The 2,370-nt window shown below is 57.9% G+C and carries 3 protein-coding genes; 2 read left to right on the forward strand and 1 reads right to left on the reverse strand.

Features of this window, described 5'->3' with window-relative positions; all coding sequences use genetic code 11:
• Nucleotides 1-15 precede the first annotated feature (15 nt).
• Nucleotides 16-1,047, forward strand: coding sequence for a UDP-3-O-(3-hydroxymyristoyl)glucosamine N-acyltransferase (lpxD, locus tag NW829_RS12075; protein ID WP_414417181.1), 1,032 nt, complete (start codon nt 16-18; stop codon nt 1,045-1,047).
• A 53-nt stretch (nt 1,048-1,100) separates the two neighbouring features.
• On the opposite strand, the gene NW829_RS12080 is transcribed toward lpxD, so the two are convergent.
• Nucleotides 1,101-1,526: a DUF1499 domain-containing protein gene (locus NW829_RS12080; protein WP_414329250.1), complete on the reverse strand. Its 426-nt coding sequence runs from the start codon at nt 1,524-1,526 to the stop codon at nt 1,101-1,103.
• 150 nt (nt 1,527-1,676) lie between these two features.
• Here NW829_RS12080 and NW829_RS12085 point away from each other — a divergent pair.
• On the forward strand, nt 1,677-2,370 hold a 694-nt coding region (locus tag NW829_RS12085), incomplete at its 3' end, for a Uma2 family endonuclease (protein ID WP_414417180.1).

Raw genomic sequence — 2,370 nt, forward strand, 5'->3', positions numbered from 1 at the left:
AGGATGTCAACCCCAATGCAGCTACAGGAAATTGCCCAAAAATTGGGGTGTGCCTACGAGGGGGATCCCACCCTGGAAATTCACAGCGTGGCCAGCCTGGCGGAGGCTCGCCCAGGGGAGCTGAGCTTTCTCAGCGAGGCCCGCTACCTACCTCTCTTGGAGCAAACCCAGGCCAGCGCCGTCATCGTGGAGGAAGGGCTGGCTTTGCCCTGTTCCATTGCCTGCTTGCGGGGCAGGGATCCCCGTCTGCTCTTTGCCCAGGCCATTGAGCTGTTCTACCAACCCTACCGCCTGCCCGTTGGCATCCACCCCACCGCTGTGATCGATCCCAGCGTCGAGCTGGGGGAGGGGGTGGCCATCGGGCCGCACGCAGTGGTGATGGAAGGGGTGAGGATCGGCGACCACACCCAAATTCATCCCAATGTCACCATCTATCCCCACGTGCGGATTGGATCCCGGTGTCAGCTTTTCGCCAACTGCGTTATTCACGAGCGCACGGAGATTGGGGATGATTGCCTCATCCACAGCGGCGCTGTTATCGGCGACGACGGCTTTGGCCACATTCCTCTGGCAGATGGCTCCTGGCGGCGCATGCTCCAAGCGGGACGGGTGGTGCTAGAGGATAACGTAGATGTGGGCAGCAACACCACCATCGACCGGGCCGCCGTTGGCGAGACCCGTATTGGCCGCGGCACCAAGATCGACAATCTGGTGCAAATTGGCCACGGCGTGCGCACCGGATCCCACTGCCTGATCATCGCTCAGGTGGGCATTGCCGGCAGTACCCAATTGGGCCACCATGTCATTTTGGCCGGGCAATGTGGCTTGGCCGGGCATCTTCACATCGGCGATGGCGTGCGTGTGGCCGCCCAAACAGGCGTCACCAGCGATATCCCCGCCGGTCAAACGGTGGCAGGCTACCCCCATCAACCCATTTCCGAATGGCGCAAGAGCATGGCCGTCCAGCGGCACTTGCCTGAGCTCCAACGCACCTTGCGCAAGCTGGAAGCTCGTGTGGCCAAGCTGGAACAGAACGAGGAATCATGAGAGACGGCAAAAGACGTGGATCCCCATAAGTCCCCCGCCTTGTCCTGTCGGCCCTAGCTCTGCTCCAGCAACGACCGCAAAGTGTTCAGGTACTCGTTGATGTTGCGCCGGTTGCCGCCGAAATCATATTCCCCAACACGGCCTTCGGAAGTAATGTGTAGACGAGTATGGCCAGGATCCCCTTCTATTGGCGACAGCGAAACCGTTAGATCGTCCACGAACTTAAAAAAGTTGGTGCGGGAGATCCCCTTCACTTCCATCGCCTCAGCATCCACAGAGACCAGTTCCCCCCGCTTCCAAACTTGAAAGGCTTGCTCAGCCGCTTTTAACACCTGGTCTGGGCTAGCTGCAATCACAACTTCCTGTTCTGCGCGATTGTAGGGGGATCCACCCAGGGTGGCCGCTTGTAAGGTGGGGATCCCGCTTGCCAAGCCGAAAAGCAGCACCGCTATCACCACCAAAAGTTTCCAGAAAGACATGCGGACAAAAGGAGAAGTTTACATCTCTTATTATGCCTTTCAGTTAGTAGAACGCTCCTGTTATCACCCTGTCAGCCTGAAGCAGAGCACCTGCCGGCGGTTCTATCGATGGGTTAGCCTACAGCTAATTCACTTGCCCCGAGTGCAAAAATGCTGGCCCAAGAAAAACTCCAAGAGAAAGCCGAGGAAAAGATTACTCCCCTCACCCGCCAGCAACTGGCGGAGCTCATGCCCTCGGCCCAGGGGCTGCTCAGCGATGAACCCGAAATGGAACACTCCCTGCATGCCCTGCAGCTTTTGATTCTGGTCAGCTGCCTCGCCCGCCTCTGGCAAGACCGCAACGACTACTTCCTCGCCTGGAACCTCACCGTCTACTACAGCCGAGAGCAACTCAAAAATAAAGACTTCCGCGGGCCAGATCTGTTTTTGGTCAAAGGGGTAGAAAACCGCCCCCGCCCTTCTTGGGTGGTGTGGGAAGAAGGTGGCAAATACCCGGACTTGATCATCGAGCTGCTTTCGGAATCGACTGCCAAAGTGGATCGGGGTGAGAAGCGGGAGCTTTACGAAAGGATTTTCAGGACACCGGAGTACTTTTACTATTCTCCGGAGACGCAGGAGTTTATGGGTTTGCGACTGAGGGGGGAGAAGTACGAGGAGATTGAGCCAACGGAGCAGGGCTGGCGCTGGAGCGAGATGCTGGAGCTGTATCTGGGGATCCATAACCAACAACTGCGCTACTTTTTCCCCAATGGGGAGCTGGTGCCTACTCCTGAAGAAGCTGAGAGAATCGAGCGCCAACGTGCTGAGCAAGAGCGACAGCGAGCAGAGCGCCTGGCCCAGAAGC

The organism is Synechococcus sp. R55.8 (genome assembly GCF_047461895.1).
Lineage (GTDB): Bacteria > Cyanobacteriota > Cyanobacteriia > Thermostichales > Thermostichaceae > Thermostichus.